The organism is Xenorhabdus doucetiae, from assembly GCF_000968195.1.
In the GTDB taxonomy this organism is placed as follows: domain Bacteria; phylum Pseudomonadota; class Gammaproteobacteria; order Enterobacterales; family Enterobacteriaceae; genus Xenorhabdus; species Xenorhabdus doucetiae.
In genome coordinates, this window is sequence record NZ_FO704550.1 from 4,136,244 (window position 1) to 4,155,620 (window position 19,377).

Here is a 19,377-nt window from a genome sequence, read left to right on the forward strand (position 1 = left end):
CTAAACCTATGACCGTAGTTACACCGACGCCACAAAATCCCCCGGTTGCCGCTCCACCAGTGTCAGAATGCTGTAAAGCGCCACCGGCTGTTGCTCCTGATTCAATACCTGTACATCCCACATGACAACACCATGTGGCTTATCTTCCGGGGTTTTCTGAACTTTCTTGACCTTCTTCTTGCACGTCAAACGCACCTGAATGGTATCCCCGATTTTGACCGGCTCAATAAAGCGCAGATTTTCCATCCCATAGTTGGCAAGCACCGGCCCAACCGCACCATCAACAAACAAGCCCGCTGCTGCCGATACGATAAAATAACCATGTGCGACACGTTCACCAAACAGGGATTGCGCCGCACCGATTTTATCCATATGGGCATAAAAATGATCGCCACTCAGGCAGGCGAAATTCACAATATCCGCTTCCGTCACCGTCCGGCGGGCAGTCAGCAAACTTTCACCAATGTCAATTTGTTCAAAATATTTGCGGAATGGGTGTATCGGCTCTTCTTTCACTTTTGCGCCACGAACCCACTCACGGCCAATCGCAGCCAGCATACTTGGGCTGCCTTGGATCGCGGTGCGCTGCATATAATGTTTCACGGCACGCAAGCCCCCCAATTCTTCTCCGCCACCGGCACGCCCCGGCCCACCATGTACCAGCATAGGCAGCGGAGAACCGTGCCCCGTGGACTCCGCCGATGCCGCTTCATCCAACACCAACATACGTCCATGAGCGCACGCTGTCGCACGGATCACCTGTAGCGCAATCTGCTCATCTGCCGTCACCAGTGAACCCACCAAACTCCCCTGTCCCATCATCGCCAAGGCAATCGCCTGCCCGGTATCCTGATACGCCATTAATGTGGAAACCGGCCCAAAGGCTTCCGTGCTATGTACCGCCTGATTTGTCACGGGATCAGCGCAATAGAGCAACGTGGGCGGGTAAAATGCCCCATTGCGGTTGCTATTGCCTGCCAGCACCAATTTATCCAGTGAACCGCCACACAAAACCTCGCAACCACTATCGCGCAACTCGTTAACCCTCGCCTGCACCTCATCACGCTGTTCTCTATTAATCAACGCCCCCATGCGCACTTCCGGCAAAGCGGGATCACCGACTGTCACGCCTGCCAGCCGTTTGAGCAACGCTTGCTTGACCGCTTCGATTTGGTTCGCGGGCACAATAATACGCCGGATAGCGGTACATTTTTGACCCGCTTTCACGGTCATTTCACGGGTAACTTCCTTGATGAAAACACCAAACTCCGGCATATCAGGCGTCACATCCTCGCCTAAAATACAGCAGTTGAGCGAATCCGCTTCCATCGTAAAAGAGATGGATTTTTCTATCAGCCGGGGATGGGCACGCAACTTCAATCCTGTCTGTGCCGAGCCGGTAAATGTCACGGCGTCCTGATAATCGAGATGATCAAACAGATCACCAATACCCCCGCAGATTAATTGCAATGCCCCTTCCGGCACCAGACCGCTGTCGATGATCATTTTCACCATCGCCTGTGTCAGTTGGGCGGATGCCGTCGCGGGTTTGATAATCGCCGGCATACCGGCCATCCACGTGGGTGCCAATTTTTCCAGCATCCCCCAACACGGAAAGTTAAACGCATTGATATGCAGTGCCACACCGGAACGGGAAGTCAGCACATGGCGCGCCACAAACTGAGACTGCTTAGACAGCGGGATCATCTCATCCTCCGGCCACAGGGTATCATCCGGCAACTCACGCCCGGCTAATCCGGCATAGGAGAAAAGCGTTGCGACTCCCCCCTCAATATCCACCCAACTATCCGCACGGGTTGCGCCCGTTTCCGTGGAAATGGCATACAGGGCTTCTTTGTTAGCGAGCAGGTGTTTTGCCACTGCTTTCATCATCTGCGCGCGTTGCTGGAATGTCATCGCAGCCAGCGCTTTTCCTCCTTTTTCACGGGCATATTTTAAACTTTCGGCCAAGGGTAAGCCTTCTGAAGAGACCTGATACAAGGCTTCGCCGCTGACGGCATGATGGATCGTCCTTGTGTTGCCTTGCCCATCAGCCCAAGCGCCACAAAGGTAACTCGTTAACTGTTGCATTTTCTTCTCCACCGATTTAATCAATGAAACAATCATGAGGTAACAAAATGCTATTTATGTATCACATATAGGATTGACAAAACCACCCATAAAATTAACAAAATAAAAACATTTGCACCTAGTCACTTATTAATATTCTTTCCGCTACTCAATAAAAATAATAAACCCATTGTTTTATAAAGAATAAATATTCATATTGTGACATGAACAACAAATATACAACTTTGGTGTTTGCCATTTCTGTTACTAATTTGTAGATTTGTGGTTATAAAAAGTGATTCATTTTTATGTTTTATTTAAACAATTAAGAATCATAATGGAGTCACCTATGACAACTGATCCATGTCAGGAAGATCTTGATACAAAGCGTTTTGACGCAAAAATAGCTGCAGATCTTGCGATAGAGGCCAAAGACTGGATGCCGGAAGCCTATCGCCAAAATCTGATACGCCAGATCGGTCAACACGCACACTCGGAAGTGGTCGGCATGTTACCGGAAGCCAATTGGATCACCCGTGCCCCGACACTGCGCCGCAAGGCGGTATTGCTGGCGAAAGTACAAGATGAAGCCGGGCACGGGTTGTATCTCTATAGCGCCGCCGAAACACTCGGCTGTTCCCGACAGGATCTCTACCAAAACCTGTTAGATGGCAAGATGAAATATTCCTCAATCTTTAACTATCCCACCCTCAGTTGGGCGGATGTTGGGGTGATTGGCTGGCTGGTGGATGGCGCAGCCATTGTTAATCAGGTTGCCTTGTGCCGTGCCTCCTACGGTCCCTACGCCCGCGCGATGGTAAAAATCTGCAAGGAAGAAAGTTTCCACCAGCGGCAAGGTTATGAAGCAGTCACCGTGCTGGCAAAGGGCAGCGAAGCCCAACGCGCCATGTTACAGGATGCCATTAACCGCTTCTGGTGGCCGACACTAATGATGTTCGGCCCCAATGACAGTGATTCCCCCAACAGCGCCCAGAGCATGGCATGGAAAATCAAGCGATTCAGCAATGATGAACTGCGGCAAAAATTTATCGACAACACCGTGCCACAGTTGGAAGCGCTGGGCATGACAGCCCCCGATCCTGAACTGGCCTGGGATGAAACAACCGGGCATTACCGTTTTGGTGAAATCAATTGGGATGAATTTTACCAAGTGCTGAAAGGACAGGGGATCTGCAATCACGAACGTCTGGAAGCCAAACGCCGGGCTTGGGAGAACGGGAGTTGGGTACGAGAGGCGGCTTTGGTTCACGCCCTGAAACAGCGCCGGGATTAGGAGAGTCATCCAATGAACAATACCGATTGGCCACTGTATGAAGTGTTTGTCCGTAGTAAACAAGGACTGGCGCACCGTCATGTCGGCAGTCTTCATGCGGCAGATGATCAAATGGCGCTGGAGAACGCACGCGATGCCTACACCCGGCGCAATGAAGGCTGCTCCATCTGGGTGGTGAAATCCCGCTATTTGGTGGCTTCACAACCGGAAGATCGCGGGGCTTTCTTCGACCCCTCGGAGGACAAGATTTACCGTCATCCGACTTTCTACGCCATTCCTGACGGCATCAAGAATATGTAGGGGACAAGAAGATGAATATACCCAGCGTTTCATCCCCCAAACAGGCTCGGTTCAACGATGTTCTCCGCCAGTATGTTCTCCGCCAGGGAGATACGCCGCTGATTTTGGCACAGCGCCTGTGCGAGTGGTGCGGACATGCGCCGGAGCTGGAAATTGACCTCGCTCTGTCCAATATCGGCCTCGACCTGTTGGGGCAAGCCCGCCATTTCCTCAGCTACGCCGCCACCCTTGCTGGAACCGGGCGGGATGAAGATCATCTGACGTTTGGGCGTAATGAGCGCGAATTCCTCAACCTGCTGCTGGTGGAACAGCCCAATGGCGGCTTTAACGACACACTGGTACGCCAGTTTTTTATCGATGCCTATCACGTCCTGCTGCATCAGGCGCTAAGCCAAAGCCGTGATCCCCAGTTGGCGGCGATCAGCGCCAAGTCGTTGAAGGAAGTGGAATATCACCTGAGATTCAGCCGGGGCTGGATGATCAGATTGGGGGGTGGCACCGCACTGAGCCACGAAAAAATCCAGCAATCCGTCAATCAACTGTGGCGCTTTACCGGTGAACTCTTCCAGTGCGACGAAATTGAGCAACAACTGGCAGAAGAAGGCATCGCCGTTGATCCCGGCACCCTGCATGAACCTTGGTTGCAAATCATCAACAAAACGTTCGCCGAAGCCGCGTTAGCCGTGCCACAGGCATCGCCCTATCGACAAGGCGGCAAACAAGGGCTGCATACGGAACATTTGGGCTACCTGTTGGCGGAAATGCAGTACCTGCAACGCACCTACCCAAACTGCAATTGGTAATAAAAACAGAGAATAATGGGAGGCGATCATGGCACAGCAAGGCAATACACGCTTTCATTCGGCAATTTTGCATTCAGCAATACAGCCGCCGGAAATTCATCAAATCTGGCAATGTCTCCAGCAAATTGCTGATCCTGAACTGCCTGCGCTCTCCATTACCGATCTCGGCATGATACGGGCGGTGACGCCATTGCAACACGGCTGGCAGGTGACATTTACCCCCACCTATTCCGGCTGTCCTGCAACGGAATACCTGATCGAAATCATGCAGGAAACGCTGGCACAAGCCGGCTTTTCTCCGGTGTACATTGAAGTGAGTCTCACCCCTGCGTGGACCACAGACTGGATAAATGCCGAGGCCAGGCAACGCTTACGCGCATCCGGCATTGCGCCCCCACAGGGATGGGTGTGTGAAAAAACGGCGGACATGGAACCCATCACCTGTCCGTACTGCGGCAGCCATGAAACCGAAAAAATCAGCGAATTCAGTTCCACAGCCTGCAAAGCGCTCTATCGCTGTTGCGCTTGTCTGGAACCGTTTGATTATTTCAAATGTCTCTAGCTAGGGAGTAGAAGAAGATGTCTGGTTTTCATAGACACAGATTTCATCGATTAACGATTGCTGCCATCGAACGAGAAACACCGGATGCCGTGACCGTCACCCTGTATGTTCCCGATGCGTTGAAAAACCATTTCTGCTATCACGCCGGCCAACACCTGACACTCAAGGCGACCGTCAATAACGAAGAACTACGCCGTTGCTACTCCATCTGTAGCTCACCGCTGGAGGGCGTATTACAAATTGGCGTCAAGGCTATCCCTCAGGGCCGTTTTTCAACCTTTATCAACCAGCAATTAAAAGTGGGGGATGAACTGGACGTCATGCCGCCACAGGGCAGTTTCGGACATCACCCCCATAGCCATCCCCCTAACACAGGCCAACCGGGGCATTATCTGGCTGTCGCCGCCGGTTCGGGTATCACCCCTATTTTATCAATCATCAAAAGTACGCTGGCACTGAAACCCGATAGCACTTTTACCCTGATTTATGGCAATCGCACCAGCCGCTCCGTGATGTTCAAAGAAGCGCTGGCCGATCTCAAAAATCGCTACCTGTGCCGTTTTCAGGTGCTGTACCTATTCAGTCAGGAAGCCACCGACAGCCCGCTGTTTAACGGACGCATTGATACGGAACACCTGAACCGCATCGGCAAAACCTTGCTCAATTTTGCCCAATTTGATCAGGCTTTTCTCTGCGGGCCGGAAGCCATGTTAGATCATGCTCATTCTGCGCTGGAGCAGGCAGGAATCGCTGCCGAACGCATTCATAGTGAACGTTTCAATACCGGACAAGCCCAAAAAACCGCGATGGGTTCCCATCCTGCCAATCTTGCAGAACGCAGTGAAACCCGTGTTGAGATCCATCTGGATGGTCGCACCCTCAACATTGTCATGCTCGCCGACGATGACAGCATCCTCGATGCCGCGCTACGCCAAGGGGCTGATTTGCCCTACGCCTGCAAGGGAGGAGTATGTGCGACCTGTAAATGCCGGCTTAAATCCGGTGAAGTAGACATGAGGCTGAACTACAGCCTCGAACCCGAACAATTGGCGGCGGGCTACCTCTTAAGTTGCCAGTCATGGCCGAAAGGGGATGGCGTCGTTGTGGATTTCGATGTCTAGTCAAAAGTGAGGAGCTACCATGAGTCAGGAATGGATTTTATGCCACCAGCAACAAAGAGTGCGGACATTAACCCTAAACCGTCCAGAAGTCCGCAATGCCCTCAGCAATGACTGTCTGGAACAACTCGTGCAGCACTTGGAACACGCGGAAGCAGATAACGAAACCGGCGCTATGGTTATCACGGGATCGTCACACTGTTTCGCGGCAGGTGCCGACCTGAAAGAGCTGCAACAACAAAGCGTTGCCACCGCCATGACGGATCGCCGTCCCCAACTCTGGCAGCGCTTAAACCATATCAGCAAGCCGCTGATCGCCGCCGTCAATGGTTACGCACTGGGCGCTGGCTGCGAACTGGCCCTGGCGTGTGATCTGGTGATTTGTGGCGAAAATGCCCGTTTTGGCCTGCCAGAAATCACCTTAGGGCTGATGCCGGGGGCGGGGGGAACGCAACGCCTCATCCGCAGCGTCGGCAAGGCACTGGCTTATCAAATGGTACTGACCGGCGAGGCTATTAATGCCCAACGCGCCAAAGAAGCGGGGCTGGTCAGCGAAGTTTGCACTGATGCCCTGACATTAGAACGTGCAGAACAGATTGCACAACGCATCAGTGCATTTTCTCCCCTGGCGTTGCGGGCAGCCAAAGCCGCCCTCAACGCCGCACAAGAAACCGGCCTGTCACAAGGGCTACTCGCCGAACGCCAGCACTTTGTTGCTTTGGCGGGCACCACCGATCGTCAGGAAGGCATCACCGCTTTTCTGGAAAAACGTAAACCAACCTTCAAGGGGTTCTGATAGATGGAAAACATGTCAATGGTACTCACTGATATTACAGCAGGTGTCCTAAGCATTACTCTCAACCGTCCAGAATGCCTCAATAGCTTTAACGAGGAGCTGCATCAACAACTCAGTCAGGCGATGAACATTGCCGAACAGGATGAATCGGTACGCTGTGTCCGGCTCACCGGCGCCGGGCGCGGCTTCTGTGCCGGACAAGATTTACATGATCGCAATGCCATCATTTCAGATGGGGGTATTCCCGATCTCAGCCAATCCATTGAACGCTACTACAATCCGCTCATCCGGCGCATGACGGCCTTGCCTAAGCCTATTATCTGCGCCGTCAACGGCGTAGCCGCCGGTGCCGGCGTCTCCCTTGCGCTGGCCTGTGACATCGTTATCGCCTCCCGCACGGCCAGCTTTATTCAGGCTTTCTGTCGCATTGGCCTGATGCCCGATTCCGGCGGTAGCTGGTTTCTGCCGCATAAGATTGGGCACGCACGGGCCATGGGCATGGCGCTCTTGGGCGACAAAATCAGCGCTGAACAGGCACTGGGCTGGGGGCTGATCTGGCAGGTGGTGGAGCCGGAAGAATTGGAAGACAAAACCCAGCAACTGGCACAACACCTTGCCACCCAACCGACCCTCGCGCTTGCCTGCATCAAGCAGGCCACGTATGCCGCCGCAACCCATTCACTGGAACAACAGCTTGCTCTCGAATGTGATTTACAACAGCGGTGCGGGCATAGCGAAGATTTTCGTGAAGGGGTTAATGCGTTCATTGAAAAACGCCAGCCGACGTTTAAGGGGAAATGATCATGAACACGCCTCACCTTCACGGCCCCATCGCCGTTATTGGGGCGGGAACAATGGGTATCGGCATTGCTCAGGTCGCAGCGCAAGCAGGACATTCCGTCCTGCTGTTTGATGCCAATCGCGAAGCGGCAGGTCAGACACTGGACAATTTGCGCGCCCGACTGCATCGCCGTGTGGAAGCAGGCAAAGCCGACGCCAATGCAACAAAAGCCCTGTTACGGCGCATCACACCGGTGAATTCGTTACATGCCCTGGCACCGTGTGGTCTGGTGATTGAAGCGATTGTCGAACAATTGGACGCCAAACAGCATCTCTTCCAACAACTGGAATCTATCTGTTCACCCCAAACCCTGTTTGCCAGCAACACCTCATCATTATCGATTACCGCCATTGCCGGTGTTCTGTCGGCACCACAACGCATGGCAGGATTACATTTTTTCAACCCCGCCCCGCTGATGAAACTGGTGGAAATCGTGCAGGGGCTGGAAACCTCGCCGCAAACCGTGGCAATGCTCAACACCCTCGTGACCCACTGGAAAAAACAGCCCGTGATTTGCCGTTCTACACCGGGGTTTATCGTCAATCGCATCGCCCGTCCATTCTATGCCGAAGCCCTGCGCGCACTGGAAGAGCAAATTGCCGATCCCGCTACGCTGGATGCCGTTCTCAAAGAGTCCGGGGGGTTCGCGATGGGGCCGTTACAACTGATGGATTTGATCGGCCATGACATTAACTACACCGTCACGCAATCCCTGTTCCAGGCTTTCTATTGCGATCCTCGTTTCCAGCCTTCACTGCGGCAGAAAGAACTGGTGGACGCCAATCATCTCGGACGAAAACGCGGCCGTGGTTTTTACCTCTATGACATAAGCCCCCATGACACAAAAGGAAACAACGGCAAAAAAGAGACTCAGCTACAACCCAAAATAGCGCCGAAATATCTCCATGCCAAAACCCAGAAACCACCCATGCGGATCAAAGCGACCGGACATTGGGCCGCATTGCCGCACTTTGTTGCCCTGTTACAAAAACCTGAGCTGCAACAGCAATATGGGATCACCTTCGAAGAAAACAACAATGACCGATTCCACTGCCCGACGTTGCAGATTGATGACATTCTCTTAAGGCTGACCAAAGGGAGAACCTGTGCCCAAATTGCTGATGAAATCAGGTCACCCGTGATGCAGTTCGATCTTTCTGCTAATCACCAATCGGCTTCCATCATCACGCTCAGTGCCGCTTGCCAGAATACGCCCCAACAGACCGCAAAAGTAATCGGGTTCCTGCAATCCCTCGGTAAGCAAGTGATCCTCCTGCCGGATTACCCCGCCCTGTTAACGATGCGCACCGTCGCCATGCTGTGCAATGAAGCACTGGATGCCGTCAACAAAGGCATTGCCAGTGCTGAAGATATCGATCTGGCGATGCGCTACGGTGTGAACTATCCCCTCGGCCCGCTGGCATGGGGAGAGCAATTGGGCTGGAAGCACATTCTCACCACGCTGGAAAACTTACAAAAATTCTACGGGGAGCCTCGTTACCGCCCTGCGCCCTTGCTACGCCAGCTCGCGGCGGGGTATACCCAATTACTCCTCCCCCAGACCCCAAAACACCAGAAAGGGGACGACCATGCAAGACCGCGATAACACGGCAAGTCAACAGGCTCGCCGCCATATTGAAGCCATGTATGCCCAGGACGCCTGTGCGCAAGAGATGGGAATGCACATCGAGCATATCGATACCGGGTTCGCCCGGCTCAGCATGAAGATCACGCCCAACATGCTCAACGGCCACCAAAGTTGTCACGGTGGCATTCTGTTCAGTCTGGCGGATACCGCTTTCGCCTACGCCTGCAACAGCGAGGGGCTGGCCGCCGTCGCGTCCAGTGGCAGCATTGATTTTATTCGTCCGGCCTTAGCGGGCGATCGCCTTACGGCTACCGCGTCCGTGCAGTATCAGGGGAAAACCACGGGCTTGTACGATGTGGAAATCACCAATCAAAACGGCAAGCCGGTGGCTTTTTTTCGCGGCCATTCCCATCGCCTCAGTCAGCCTATTTTGACCAAAGGAAAGCAATCATGAGCCACGCATTTATCTGTGATGGGATACGCACCCCTATCGGGCGTTATGGCGGGGCGCTGGCCGGCCTGCGGGCTGACGATCTGGCCGCCTTGCCGCTGCGGGCATTGATGGCGCGTTATCCGGCACTGGATTCGGCGCAAATTGATGACGTGATCCTCGGCTGCGCCAATCAGGCCGGGGAAGATAACCGCAACGTCGCACGCATGGCCGTATTGCTGGCGGGATTACCCGATTCGGTCTCCGGCACCACCATCAACCGGTTGTGCGGCTCCGGTTTGGATGCACTGGCTTTCGCCGCACGCAGCATTAAATCCGGCGATGCCCAATTGATTTTGGCCGGTGGCGTTGAATCCATGACCCGTGCCCCTTTTGTGATGAGCAAAGCAGACAGTGCATTCAGCCGACAGGCTGAGATCTTTGATACCACGCTGGGCTGGCGATTTATTAACCCGTTGATACAGCAGCAATTCGGCACAGACTCCATGCCAGAAACCGCAGAAAATGTCGCCGCCCGGTTTCACATTCGCCGTGCTGACCAGGATGCCTTCGCCCTACGCAGCCAGCAACGTGCCGCCAGCGCCCAACTGCGCGGCGTACTGGCCGAAGAAATCCTCCCGGTGACTCTGCCGCCAATCAACAAAAAAGGCGTAGCCACGTTCATCTCACAGGATGAGCATCCCCGGCCAGCAACCACGCTCGAACAACTGCAACGGCTCAAAACCCCATTCCGGGCTGGTGGCACCATTACCGCCGGCAACGCTTCCGGCGTCAACGATGGCGCGGCGGCACTGATTATCGCCTCAGAAACGGCGGTAGTACGCCAAGGGCTGACACCACGGGCACGCATCGTCGCAACCGCAACCTGTGGCGTAGAACCACGCATCATGGGGATCGGGCCACTGCCTGCGACCCGCAAGGTGCTGGAACTCACCGGCTTAACCCTAAACCAAATGGATATTATTGAGCTGAACGAGGCATTCGCCGCGCAGTCACTGGCGGTCATGCGCCAACTGGGACTGCCGGATGATGCCGAACACGTCAACCCGAACGGAGGCGCAATTGCCTTGGGGCATCCTCTGGGGATGAGCGGCGCCCGCCTCGCACTGACCGCCACCCTTGAACTGGAGCGCCGCGCCGGACGCTACGCCTTGTGCACCATGTGCATTGGCGTAGGGCAAGGCATTGCCATGATTATTGAACGCATTAACTGATACACACTGATCTGACTTCACCAACACCGGCAATAACGACCTATAACGACCGACAACGACGTGCACATAACGACAAAAGCCACCTGTTACAAACAAATCAACAAAAGGACAGGAAACGATGAGCAACCGCGTACAACATCTAAAAAAATCCTCTGAACACCCGGATTCCATTGAGTTTGCTTCACGTGATGAGATTCAGGCATGGCAACTTCAACAAATAAAATGGACGCTCAACCACGCTTATAATAACGTCCCCATGTACCGCCACAAGTTTGATGCAGCGGGTATCCATCCGAGTGATTTCAGGCAACTCGATGACATCAGCCAATTTCCTTACACCACCAAACAAGATCTGCGGGAACATTATCCTTTTGGCACCTTTGCCGTCCCGATGGAGCAAGTAGTACGCATTCACGCCTCATCCGGCACCACAGGAAAACCGACTGTCGTCGGTTATACCCAACGGGATATCGACAATTGGGCGAACATCATCGCCCGTTGCCTGCGCTTTGCCGGTGCCAGCGCCAAAGACAAAGTTCACGTTGCCTACGGTTACGGACTGTTCACGGGGGGCTTAGGCGCACACTACGGTGCCGAACGGCTGGGAGCGACCGTCATTCCGATGTCCAGCGGCAACACCGTAAGGCAGGCGCAACTGATTATGGATTTTCAGCCGGATGTCATCATGATGACACCCTCTTACTGTCTGACCTTACTGGATGAGCTGGAACGCCAAATGGGTGGAGATGCCAGCACATGCTCCTTACGGATTGGTATCTTTGGCGCAGAACCGTGGACCGCCGCGTTGCGTACTGAAATTGAGACACGCATGGGCATCAAGGCACTGGATATCTACGGCCTGTCCGAAGTCATCGGGCCGGGCGTTGCGATGGAATCACTGGAACACGCCGACGGCTCTACCCTTTGGGAAGATCATTTCTACCCTGAAGTGATTCATCCTGACCACCTGCATAATCTGGCAGATGGCGAAACGGGCGAACTGGTTCTCACGACGCTGACCAAAGAAGCCATGCCGATAATCCGTTACCGCACCCGCGACCTGACCTGCTTATTGCCGGGTACGGCACGCAACATGCGCCGTATGGACCGGATCACCGGACGTTCCGATGACATGTTGATTATCCGTGGCATCAACCTATTCCCCTCACAGGTAGAAGAACAGATCATGCGCATCAAAGCGCTCTCACCGCACTACCAAATAGAAGTAAACCGTATCGGTAATTATGACCAATTATCCATCAAGGTCGAACTGAAAGATCCCGATCGGTTGAACGAGCAACAACGCAGCGACATCTGCCAGCAGTTGCGCCATAACATTAAATCCATGACAGGACTCAATGCCGAAGTCAGCCTTGTCAACTGCGGAACTATCCCGCGTTCAGAAGGGAAAGCGGTGCGGGTGATTGATAATCGGCCACATGGTTAACTTGAAATTCACCTAAGAAAGCCCCCATTGTCTGAGAGCACGATTAAAATTTTTGCTAAAGAAAATAAAATCGTGCCTTCAAAAATGTCTAATTCAGGAACAATCTTCTTCAACACAGAACGTCACAAATATATATTCTGGAATTCCTATCGGTTCGCAGTGTATTTCTGAGAACAACAACTTATGGTCATTATACCGGCAGATGGCAAAATCGACATTCATCGTGGCGATAAGAAACTGACTACCGAATATTGCTCAGACGGGCGCATCTCTATTTGTGGTGAAACAGAATGACCTCATTCTCTGAACGCACATCACAGCTGTCAGTCTGCAATAAAACCGGATATAAAGCTGCAACTATTTTAACCGCGCAATCCACGGCACCATAAGAATAGCGATAACCGCAATACCGGTAGCCACGTAGCCAATACTGCCCAGACCCCATTGTGTGATTGCTACCCCACCAATGATTGCACCTAACCCCGTCCCTGCATTAGCGGCGGAGACATTCAACGTGCCTGCCAATGCTTGAGCATGTGACGCTGATTTCATCACACGTACCTGACAAATGGGAAATAACGCGGTGTAAGCAATACCCCATAGCGCTAACGATATTCCGAGAAGGAACCAAGAGCTAGCCAGTGGCACACTGAAAATCATTCCTAGACCTAACAGTAACGTGAATATCGCAGTAACTCTTAGTGGATTGCGATCAACAAATCGACCACCGAGCCAATTTCCCATCAAGCCAATAGCACCAAAGCCCATTAACCACCATCCGACATAGGCAGGTTGCACCCCGGCAATGCGTTCTAATGTATCCGCTAAATAAGTGTAAGCGGTGAACATTGCAGTAAAAACAACAACAGATAACGCCACGTTAGCTACAAATCGAGGATCTTTTAGGATACGTGTTTGTTCCTTAATTTTTATCTTCTCCGGTCGTGCAACGGTAGGCATAAAGATAAACATGAGAATTGCCATCAAAAGAGACAGGCCGGCTAACCCCCAGAATGTGCTTCGCCAACCAATGGAATCTGAGGCAAGAGTGCCCAATGGAATACCGAATAGTAGTGCGGCTGAGATGCCTAAGTAAACTTGTGAAACGGCTCGGCCTGCACGTTGTGGGCCGACAATTTGTCCAGCCGTTTCACTCGCTGTCCCCCAAAATACGGGTAACATCAACGCAGGAATAAAACGGGCGATAGCAAGTACCCAAATATTAGGAGCAACTGCGGCCAGAGCATTAGAAACCGCAAAGATCAGCAAGATAACTATAAACAAACGCTTACGTTCGATGTGAGATAATAATGCGGTGAGTACTGGCCCGAACAACATGACTGTAAACGCAAACAGCGTAACGAGTTGTCCAGTGGCTGAAATTGAAACATTTAAATCACGGGACAATGCGGGAAGAAGCCCAACAATGAGATATTCTGTTGTGACAATAATGAAAGCTGCTACTGCAAGGATAACAATAGAAAGACCGCCACGGTTCACTGATTCTGTTGCGACTGATGTTGAATAAGAAGACATTAAAAAAGGCTCCGACTTAATATCAATTGTTGCGCCTAGTTTATTGGAAAAAATAAATCTTATATTTGTTCTTTTTTCATACTATTATGGAATTTAAATCCAGAATAGGAATGACAATATGACTCCTTTTGAACGTTTTAAAGGAATATACCAATCGCCATTGAAGATGCTTGATTTCTTATCCAAACCCGATCATGCTTGCAATCATGAAAATTCATCTGACACCAGAACAAAAACGTGCCCTCGAATTGATGCATGATACCACTCGTGATAGTCGAGTCTGTGATCGCATCAAGGCCGTGCTTTTGGCGTCAGAGGGCTGGACAGCTCAGATGATTGCTCAGGCCTTACGTATTCATGAAACTACGGTAAGCCGTCACCTAAAAGATTTCATCGCGCAGGAAAAACTCACCCCCGAAAATGGCGGTTCTGAAAGCCATCTCTCTGCCAAACAAACCGCCGATCTGGTTGATTATTTGACGGCAAATTTGCTGCATACGACCGCTCAAATTGTGGATTATGTACGAGCTCGTTGGCAGGTGTCTTTCAGCGTGGGAGGCATGACGAAATGGCTTCACCGACAAGGTTTCAGCTACAAAAAGCCAAAGGGCGTTCCTCATAAATTCGATGCGGATAAGCAGCAACAATTTATTGATGACTACCAGTCTCTGAAAGACCGGGCAGGTCAGAATGAACCTATCCTATTTATTGATGCGGTGCATCCTTCGCAGTCCACAAAGCTCAGCTATGGTTGGATGAAAGCGGGGAAAAATCAGGTAAAAGTGGTCGAAACCACCGGCAGGCGTACCCGTCTCAATCTTCTGGGCGCCCTCAATTTACAACGAATTGAAGACACCGTGATCCGTGAAATCCCGAGTATCAATGCCGAAAATAATGGGTATTTTTTCGGGCCCTATAAAAAAACTTACCCACTTTCCCCAAAAAATTATTATATTCCGGGAGGGGGCGGTTTACCACCGGGCAAAAATTGGTGAAAGAGGTGGCATATGTCCTTAATATTGAACTGCATTACCTACCGCCTTACAGCCCAAACCTCAATCCAATAGAGCGATTGTGGAAGTATATGAATGAGCAAGTACGTAACAATGTTTATTTTCCGGATGCGAAGACATTCCGTGAAACCCTTCGTCACTTTTTTCATGTCACTTTGCCAGAAAAAGCGAAAGAACTCACGACTAGACTGACTGACAACTTTCAGATTTTAAAACCTGCATCTTCAAGTTAGATTGGTATACATTGTTATAGCTGGCTTTTTTACTATCAGAAGGTTGCCAAAAGCCGAAGGAGTATCACCACAACTAACTGTTTAATACAAGAAACTCCGCTATAGATTAAACGCCTCTTGCTTGCCCAATTGTTCAGTACGGCTGATCCCCAAACGATTCGCAACCACTTGCCAATCCTTCACCACACCCAACACGTCATCATAAATCTGGGTGGCTTCATCACGAGTTAAGCGAAAGAAGTCGATGACTTCGAATGCCAAACCATAATCAAGTGCATTAGAGGTATCGGTAATGTTAAGGTGCAAGCCTTGTTTACCAGCAATGGGGTTAAGGTCATAAGCCGGTGAAAGCTTCCATCCTTTGTTGGTGAGTAAAAAACCATGATTTCTGAGGTGATCGTCAGTATTGGACACCGCTATATTAAATAGGATCCTACGCCACAGTTGAGCTAGATCGGCTTTGGTTTGCGCGCCATGATTTGTTAAAAACTCGGCTATTTCGAGATAACTCGCCCCTTCGGAATGTTCACCATCGTAATATTGAAGCTGTGTCATCGCAGATGAAAAGTGAATACGCTTGTCGCCAACACGATCAAATCGTTTGGTCAGAAACGTATGATGCTCAGAGGAGAATTTACGTATTTCACTCGGAAACATGTCAATACCAGCAGCCAAGGCTAACTCATAGCACACCATTTCCCAAGCACCAACGTCGAATGTATCATTTTGATTAGGGAATTTGGCGATCCAGAGATGTTTTTCTTTGTCTGTCACACAGGCTTTGGGTCTGGCACCCCCCAATGATGAACCCGGAGAAATAAGCATCTTGAGCCAGCGATAATACTCATCACTGTCAGTGTCATCGTCTTTTTCTATTTGGATGGCAGCATGCTCTAACTCACGTAGCGATGTCATGGGTGGTGCTGCAAATTCCGCATTGTTGTCTAAGAAGTCCTTCGACTCTGTTGTTTTAAAACGAATTCCTCCCATTCGATAGGAATCATGTACCCCTAACAAATAGTCCAGCTCAGTGAGCCTGGCACTCGAGCACAAGCCTTTGCGGTACTCAATCGCGGCTCGACGCTGCATGAGAATTCGCCCCCAGCGATCTGGACACGAGTCCAAAAATGCACGGAAATTCTTATCTGGAGAGTCGTTGTAAAGCTCACCACCATGCAGCGTTAGGAGTGGATCGATCTGTAAACAATAATCGGATTTCAAGAAGTGTTTGTCATAAGTAAAACTGAACACCCCACCACGATGGGTTTCAGCAAACATCAATTGACCAATTAATAAGGGAGGATCAACCGGAATCCAAGATGCGTATACTTTGACTATTGGACGACTCATTTCGAACCTTCCAGCAGTTTGATATTCTGGAGCTTGATACCCACTTCATCATGCGCGGCAAGCTTCGCAAAGTTTTCCTCCATTCCCAGCACCGCCATCACCTTAAGATAGGTACCAATCGCCACGCCAGGATCGCCAGCAAAGACTTTATTCACCGTTTTGTTATCAAAGCCCGTGCGGTCGCAAATCATCTGTTTGGTGAATCCTCGGCGTTTAACCGCCAACAACAAGTCTTCCCCAAAAATACTCAGTATCTTACGTTGCTTGGGAAACAACACCTTGTGTAAGTCTCGCTTTGCCATGTTCTATCTCTACTAGGACTATATTCCCATTTAATAACCAATTAATGGGAATATAGTCCTATATACATAAGGAATCAATGAATTCAGATAACAAGCCTCACAAAAAATAGACTCTATTCGGCTCCCCCGCCAAATGGCGAGGAAAATATCAATCAGCAAAGATTTGCTGGTGCAGGGATTGCAATCGACGAACCAATGTTTTTCTTCTTTCTATCTGCTTGGCAAATCTCTGATAGATTGGAATAAACTCAACCAGTGCGTTATTGGCCAGATAAGCATCGTACAGATCTTGCACTTCTTTAGCCGCTTTATCATAAGCGCTGGCATGCCCCTGTTCACTGTATTTCTGCACATTTTTCCAGTGAGCTTCCCTTGATGAAAAGATTTTATTGAGCCGTTCAAGCGTTTCGCGCCGCATCTTTTCGCGCTGTTGCTCTTCCACAATCAACCGTTCACGTACTATTTCGTCATTCGCTGCCTGCCAATAATCTTCAAGAGATGAAGTACTCAACCAATATTGATAATCTCTGTTGGCTATCGGTTTACCGACCAACGCACGCGCCTGAGTCGCCGATAGCTGCCCTTGCTCAAAGAGTTCTCTCAATAACCTGTCTTTGTCTGATGCAGACAGTCGTTCAATTTCTTCTGCCGCCGTCAGATGTTTGGTTTCTGCGACATGCGCTTGCGATGATGCAAGCAACATATTCAAAGCCCTGCACGCTTCTAAGGGTATATAGAATAACTCTGCAAATGCCAATTGAGCTTCAGATAAGTGCTTAAAGTCAAAATCAATCAATGGCAATTTACTCAGCGTATTATCACCCTCAAATGCGCGTTTCAGCCAAGGCAGGTATAGCAGACGATAATCCCCGTTCAGCAGTTCCAACCGCAACGAACTCAAATGTTGCAGGTAATCTTCTGCATCGTCATCCTCCAGATCACGATCATCTTCATTGAGGATAAAAGTGAATAGCTGATAATTTTCGCCATCTTCACAGAGCGTGAACTCACCATCATCAACTTCCATAAATGGCTGAGGAACCGTATTTAGCGGCACTTTCAAGTAGCAAATAACCTGCCCCCAATCCGCGTAATAAATTCCCACATCAAAATACTGTGCCATCAACTCCGAGGGTTCGGCTTTTAAATCCCCATAGTCATAATGAACCATAAAATGGGTTGAACTGATTTCAGCACGGCTGGAGAGGATTCTAAGTGCATTTTTTTGCTTTGCAGACAGCACGCCATCATGCCGCTCGAAATGATAATACTGATATACACTCATGGTTAAATCACCACAAATTGGGGGTTCATTATTCAAAATAAATTTATGTCGATAGCATCGACATGACAAGATCATATGTCGATAAAATGGAAAAAAATCGACACGTAATCCTCATATGTCGATGCTATCGACGTGTGTTGTCTTTTATATATACCAAAAACAAATCACCAATCACCCGAAGCGCCGCCGCCATCACTGCTGCCACCGCCACCAGAAAAGCTATCATTACCGTCGTCACTGCTTGTGCGATCAGAGCCAGAGCCGCCGAAAAGACCACCGAATAGGCTTTTCAATAGTGACCACACGGTAGAGATCGCCCAAAATACCAAAATCACGGGCAACATCAGGACTAATAGATAAAACTCTGCCGGAATGGAGGAAAATAATCCAATGAGATTCAACAGATAGGTTCCTGCCGCTATGGTCAAGGCGCATTTAAGGAAACGTTTAAACCAGTGCCCCTTGCGGAAAACCATCATTGGCAAGAAGAACAAACTGACCAGCCAGAAACCCAATAGTGCAGCAATATCTTTACCGGATATCTGGTCGAATGCGCTGTCGTCTTCGGCGATAACCTGAGTTATTTTCGTTGTTTCTTTCAGTGTTTCCGCTTGGCTGGTGTTTTTCAGCAATGTGTCAACTGAATCAATGGCATTGCTAATCCCCTCAAAATAAGCCTGTTCTTTGAAAGCTGGCTTCACATCTTCACGCAAAATGCGTGCAACCTTGCCATCGGTTAATTTACGCTCTAAACCGGAACCAACTGCAATACGCATTTTATGATCATCAGAAGCGATCAAAAACAAAATGCCATCATTGTTTTCTTTATTACCCAACTTCCATTTATCAAATACACGGGCGGAAAATGCTTCAACAGTTTCACTGCCCGTCGTCGGAATAATCAGGACTGCCATCTGTACCTTTTCTTCAGATTGCAGTTTTTTCAGTTGGCGGGTCAGACGTTGGCGCTCTTCTTTCGTGAGTACCTTAGAGGTATCTGCTATACGCTTGTTTAGCGCAGGAACATCAACCGTGATGGTTTCTTGTTTTATCTCTCCTGCCGATCCATTGCTTATTCCGATAAGCAATAAAAACAGGATAAAAAAATATTTTATTATTAAAGTACAGCTTATTCTCGGTTGTATTATTGAGGTATTACAACCATCCTTTGGCA

At 50.2% G+C, this 19,377-nt stretch carries 17 protein-coding genes and 1 pseudogene; 12 read left to right on the plus strand and 6 right to left on the minus strand.

Features of this window, described 5'->3' with window-relative positions; genetic code table 11:
- Positions 1-18 precede the first annotated feature (18 nt).
- Positions 19-2,091, minus strand: a complete 2,073-nt coding sequence (gene paaZ / locus XDD1_RS18090) for a phenylacetic acid degradation bifunctional protein PaaZ (protein WP_045973208.1) — start codon at positions 2,089-2,091, stop codon at positions 19-21.
- A 328-nt stretch (positions 2,092-2,419) separates the two neighbouring features.
- Between paaZ and paaA the strand changes: the two genes are divergently transcribed.
- The 11 genes from paaA to paaK all read left to right on the plus strand — a co-directional run bounded on the left by paaA (position 2,420) and on the right by paaK (position 12,484).
- On the plus strand, positions 2,420-3,364 hold the full coding sequence (paaA, locus tag XDD1_RS18095; RefSeq protein WP_045973209.1) for a 1,2-phenylacetyl-CoA epoxidase subunit PaaA: 945 nt from the start codon (positions 2,420-2,422) through the stop codon (positions 3,362-3,364).
- A gap of 12 nt (positions 3,365-3,376) precedes the next feature.
- Complete coding sequence (paaB, locus tag XDD1_RS18100) at positions 3,377-3,664, plus strand: 1,2-phenylacetyl-CoA epoxidase subunit PaaB (protein WP_045973210.1); 288 nt, start codon at positions 3,377-3,379, stop codon at positions 3,662-3,664.
- Positions 3,665-3,675: 11 nt separating this feature from the next.
- On the plus strand, positions 3,676-4,467 hold the full coding sequence (gene paaC, locus XDD1_RS18105; protein WP_045973211.1) for a 1,2-phenylacetyl-CoA epoxidase subunit PaaC: 792 nt from the start codon (positions 3,676-3,678) through the stop codon (positions 4,465-4,467).
- A gap of 28 nt (positions 4,468-4,495) precedes the next feature.
- Positions 4,496-5,029: a 1,2-phenylacetyl-CoA epoxidase subunit PaaD gene (gene paaD / locus XDD1_RS18110; protein WP_045973212.1), complete on the plus strand. Its 534-nt coding sequence runs from the start codon at positions 4,496-4,498 to the stop codon at positions 5,027-5,029.
- Positions 5,030-5,046: 17 nt separating this feature from the next.
- A complete protein-coding gene (gene paaE, locus XDD1_RS18115) occupies positions 5,047-6,150 on the plus strand; it encodes a 1,2-phenylacetyl-CoA epoxidase subunit PaaE (protein WP_045973213.1) in 1,104 nt (367 codons plus the stop codon).
- A gap of 19 nt (positions 6,151-6,169) precedes the next feature.
- Positions 6,170-6,943 carry a 2,3-dehydroadipyl-CoA hydratase PaaF gene (gene paaF, locus XDD1_RS18120; protein ID WP_045973214.1) on the plus strand — a complete coding sequence of 258 codons (774 nt, stop codon included), beginning with the start codon at positions 6,170-6,172 and terminating at the stop codon, positions 6,941-6,943.
- A 3-nt stretch (positions 6,944-6,946) separates the two neighbouring features.
- Positions 6,947-7,744 carry a 2-(1,2-epoxy-1,2-dihydrophenyl)acetyl-CoA isomerase PaaG gene (gene paaG / locus XDD1_RS18125; protein ID WP_045973215.1) on the plus strand — a complete coding sequence of 266 codons (798 nt, stop codon included), beginning with the start codon at positions 6,947-6,949 and terminating at the stop codon, positions 7,742-7,744.
- Positions 7,745-7,746: 2 nt separating this feature from the next.
- Positions 7,747-9,390, plus strand: a complete 1,644-nt coding sequence (locus XDD1_RS18130; RefSeq protein WP_045973216.1) for a 3-hydroxyacyl-CoA dehydrogenase — start codon at positions 7,747-7,749, stop codon at positions 9,388-9,390.
- A complete protein-coding gene (paaI, locus tag XDD1_RS18135; protein WP_045973217.1) occupies positions 9,374-9,826 on the plus strand; it encodes a hydroxyphenylacetyl-CoA thioesterase PaaI in 453 nt (150 codons plus the stop codon). Before XDD1_RS18130 ends, paaI begins: the two co-directional genes overlap by 17 nt.
- Positions 9,823-11,037 carry a 3-oxoadipyl-CoA thiolase gene (gene pcaF, locus XDD1_RS18140; RefSeq protein WP_045973218.1) on the plus strand — a complete coding sequence of 405 codons (1,215 nt, stop codon included), beginning with the start codon at positions 9,823-9,825 and terminating at the stop codon, positions 11,035-11,037. The genes paaI and pcaF overlap by 4 nt, the downstream gene beginning before the upstream one ends.
- 118 nt (positions 11,038-11,155) lie before the next feature.
- Entirely contained in the window at positions 11,156-12,484 is a 1,329-nt protein-coding gene (gene paaK / locus XDD1_RS18145) for a phenylacetate--CoA ligase PaaK (RefSeq protein ID WP_045973219.1), read from the plus strand.
- A 357-nt stretch (positions 12,485-12,841) separates the two neighbouring features.
- On the opposite strand, the gene XDD1_RS18150 is transcribed toward paaK, so the two are convergent.
- Complete coding sequence (locus tag XDD1_RS18150; protein ID WP_197540996.1) at positions 12,842-13,984, minus strand: MFS transporter; 1,143 nt, start codon at positions 13,982-13,984, stop codon at positions 12,842-12,844.
- 242 nt (positions 13,985-14,226) lie between these two features.
- Here XDD1_RS18150 and XDD1_RS18155 point away from each other — a divergent pair.
- A pseudogene (locus tag XDD1_RS18155) lies at positions 14,227-15,266 on the plus strand (IS630 family transposase).
- 99 nt (positions 15,267-15,365) lie between these two features.
- Here XDD1_RS18155 and XDD1_RS18165 read toward each other — a convergent pair.
- The 4 genes from XDD1_RS18165 to XDD1_RS18560 all read right to left on the minus strand — a co-directional run bounded on the left by XDD1_RS18165 (position 15,366) and on the right by XDD1_RS18560 (position 19,291).
- Positions 15,366-16,616 carry a type II toxin-antitoxin system HipA family toxin gene (locus XDD1_RS18165; protein ID WP_045973222.1) on the minus strand — a complete coding sequence of 417 codons (1,251 nt, stop codon included), beginning with the start codon at positions 16,614-16,616 and terminating at the stop codon, positions 15,366-15,368.
- Entirely contained in the window at positions 16,613-16,918 is a 306-nt protein-coding gene (locus XDD1_RS18170) for a hypothetical protein (RefSeq protein ID WP_045973223.1), read from the minus strand. Before XDD1_RS18170 ends, XDD1_RS18165 begins: the two co-directional genes overlap by 4 nt.
- Before the next feature lie 148 nt (positions 16,919-17,066).
- On the minus strand, positions 17,067-18,203 hold the full coding sequence (locus tag XDD1_RS18175; RefSeq protein ID WP_045973224.1) for a hypothetical protein: 1,137 nt from the start codon (positions 18,201-18,203) through the stop codon (positions 17,067-17,069).
- 164 nt (positions 18,204-18,367) lie between these two features.
- Positions 18,368-19,291 carry a TPM domain-containing protein gene (locus XDD1_RS18560; RefSeq protein ID WP_167541642.1) on the minus strand — a complete coding sequence of 308 codons (924 nt, stop codon included), beginning with the start codon at positions 19,289-19,291 and terminating at the stop codon, positions 18,368-18,370.
- Between the last annotated feature and the right edge of the window lie 86 nt (positions 19,292-19,377).